Source organism: Noviherbaspirillum sp. (genome assembly GCF_035654295.1).
GTDB lineage: Bacteria > Pseudomonadota > Gammaproteobacteria > Burkholderiales > Burkholderiaceae_D > Noviherbaspirillum.
In genome coordinates this window covers 1-3,176 of sequence record NZ_DASRXF010000053.1, presented here as the reverse complement: position 1 = coordinate 3,176, position 3,176 = coordinate 1, and the positions used below count along the sequence as shown (strand labels likewise).

At 64.9% G+C, this 3,176-nt stretch carries 2 protein-coding genes; one reads left to right on the top strand and one right to left on the bottom strand.

Annotated elements, in window-relative coordinates:
* Positions 1-1,400 (bottom strand): ABC transporter transmembrane domain-containing protein (locus VFF99_RS06275; RefSeq protein WP_325016033.1); only part of this gene is annotated, 1,400 nt, incomplete at its 3' end.
* Between the two features lie 289 nt (positions 1,401-1,689).
* Here VFF99_RS06275 and VFF99_RS06270 point away from each other — a divergent pair.
* Positions 1,690-3,176 (top strand): cyanophycin synthetase family protein (locus VFF99_RS06270; protein ID WP_325016031.1); only part of this gene is annotated, 1,487 nt, incomplete at its 3' end.

The following is a 3,176-nucleotide window of genomic DNA, read 5'->3' as shown; positions in this document are numbered from 1 at the left end:
ACGATGCGGCTCATGGAGTCGAGGCGCGTGTAGAAGCGGCCGATGTAGGCGAGGAAGGCGGTCAGCACGCCCACGGTGATGTCGCCGCGCGACACCTGCCAGATGCCCACGCCCCACACCACGAGCAGGCCGACTTCGGTGAGGAAGGTCACCGTCGGCGAGAACAGCGACCACACCTTGTTGACGCGGTCATTGATCAGCAGATTGTGCCGGTTGGCTTCGCGGAAACGCGCGGCTTCGCGCTTCTCCTGGGCGAAGGCCTTCACCACGCGGATGCCGGGGATGGTGTCGGCGAGCACGTTGGTCACTTCACCCCATACGCGGTCGATCTTCTCGAAGCCGTGACGCAGGCGGTCGCGCACGATGTGGATCATCCAGGCGATGAAGGGCAACGGCAGCAGTGTCACCAGCGCCAACCACGGGTTGATGGAGACCAGGATGATCGCGGTCATGGTGATCATCAGCACATCGGTGGCGAAGTCGAGCAGGTGCAGCGACAGGAACACGCAGATGCGGTCCGTCTCCGAACCGATGCGCGCCATCAGGTCGCCGGTGCGCCGCCCGCCGAAGTATTCGAGCGACAGGCGCAGCAGGTGCTCGTAGGTACTGGTGCGCAGGTCGGCGCCGATGCGCTCGGACACCAGCGCGAGGATGTAGGTGCGCGCCCAGCCCAGTACCCAGGCAAACAGCGCTGCGCCGAACAGGCCGCCGAGGTACATGGCGACCAGTCCGGTATCGATCTGCTGGCCGTTCTGGTACGGGATCAGCACGTCGTCCATCAGCGGCATCGACAGGTAGGGCGGCACCAGCGTCGCGGCGGTGGAGGCCAGTGTCAGCAGGAAGCCGAGGATGAGCTGGCCCTTGTACGGCTTGGCAAAGCGCCACAGCCGGAACAGCGTCCAGGTCGACGGCGGGGTGTGCATTTCGCGCGTGCAGATCGGGCACTCTTCCTGCTCGGGCGGGAGCGGCGCCTTGCAACTCGGGCAGGTGAGCTGTTCGGGCGGCTGCACCGGGCGGCCGGAGACGACCGCGTCGCGCTGTTCATCGACATGCTTGATCAGGCGCAGCGCTTCCGGGTTGCGGCCCAGGGTGTAGCGCCAGCAGGCCAGGCGGTGCTGGCCATCGTGCAATTCCAGGGTGCCGACGCCGGCATGGTCGTGGTGGTCCAGCGCCAGTCCTTCGCGGTAGGGCCATTCTTGCCAGTCGCCTCCGGACTTTGCCAACAGGCGGCGTTCGGTCGCCACCACGATGCCCGACGCATAGCGCAGCTCGGTATCGAGGTCGAGCTCGACGCTCGCCACCGCGCTTTCGCCGGGCTGCAGGCGCGCCTGGACATCCTGTTGCCAGTGCGCGGGCACGGCTTGCCTCTGCGGCAACAGATTCGGGGATTCAGTATTCATCAAGACTCGGAAAGGGCAAACAAGGCTGCCGGATGTGCATCAAACGGCGTAAAACTGTTTGCAAAATGTAAATAAGTACGGGCGCGAGCGCGCATAAATGGCTCGCCGATGTGGCGCTAAGTATACCGAGAGGCGATAATCTTGTTTCCCGGACGTTGCGTCCGCACGATAATTTTTTTTCGCATCAAGTAAACTTCGACGCTCGAAAAGCGTTAATCCGGAACAGGCCAGCGAAACGACATTCCAATTACAAGAAAACAGGCCTTTACCCCACTGCCCCTAGTATTAAATGAACAAGAAAACCATTGAGATCATCAATGTGATGTCCCTGCGCGGTCCGAACATCTGGACCTACCGCCCCGCCCTCGAGGCCTGGGTCGACATCGGTGACCTCGAAGACGCGCCCTCCAATACCATCCCCGGATTCTACGAACGCCTGACCGCCATGCTTCCCGGCCTGGCCGAGCACCACTGCGGCGTGGGCGAGCGCGGCGGATTCCTGCAGCGCCTGCGCGAAGGCACCTGGCCCGCCCACATCATGGAACACGTGATGATCGAGCTGCAGAACCTGGCCGGCGTGCAGACCGGGTTCGGCAAGGCGCGCGAAGTCAAGGGCAAGCGCGGCATCTACAAGGTGGTGGTGCGGGCCCGTTACGAAGAAGTCAGCCGCGTCGCCCTCACCGCCGCGCGCGACATCGTGATGGCCGCGATCGAAGACAAGCCCTACGACGTCGAGACCACCGTCCGCGACCTGACCGACCTGGCCGAACGCATCGGCCTCGGCCCCAGTACCGCCAACATCGTCGATGCCGCCGCCGACCGCCGCATCCCGCACCTGCGCCTGAACGAAGGCAACCTCGTGCAGCTCGGTTACGGCACGCGCTCGCGCCGCATCTGGACCGCCGAAACCGACCAGACCAGCGCGATTTCCGAAAGCATTTCGCGCGACAAGGACCTGACCAAGCGCCTGCTGCAATCCTGCGGCGTGCCCATCCCCGAAGGCCGCATCGTGTCCAGCCCGGATGACGCATGGGACGCCGCAGAGGACATCGGCACCCCGGTTGTCGTCAAGCCTTCCGACGCCAACCACGGTCGCGGCGTGTCGATGGACCTGCACACCCGCGAGCAGATCGACGCGGCCTACAAGCTGGCCGATGAAGAAGGCAGCGACGTGATGGTGGAGCGCTTCGTGCGCGGCGACGAACACCGCCTGCTGATCGTCGGTGGCAAACTGGTCGCCGCCACCAAGGGCGAGATCGCCACCGTTACCGGCGACGGCAAGTCCACCGTCACCGAACTCATCGAATCGCAGATCAATTCCGACCCGCGCCGCGGCGACCACGAAGACTTCCCCCTGAACCGCATCACCTACGAGGAAGACCCGACCGTGCTGCTGGTGCTGGAACGCCAGGGCTTCGGCCCGGACTCGGTACCGCCCGAAGGCAAGACCGTGCTGATCCAGAGCCGCGGCAACCTCGCCTTCGACTGCACCGACGAAGTTCATCCCGCCGTGGCCGAAGCCGCCTCGCTGGCCGCGCGCATCGTCGGCCTCGACATCGCCGGCGTGGACATCGTCGCACAGGACATCTCTCGCCCGCTGGAAGACCAGGGCGGCGCCATCGTCGAAGTCAATGCCGGCCCCGGCCTGCTGATGCACATCAAGCCCGCCGTCGGCACTCCCCGCCCGGTCGGCCAGGCCATTGTCGACCATCTGTTCCCGCAGAAGGACGACAACGGCCGCATTCCCATCGTCGGCATCACCGGCAGCCGCGGCAA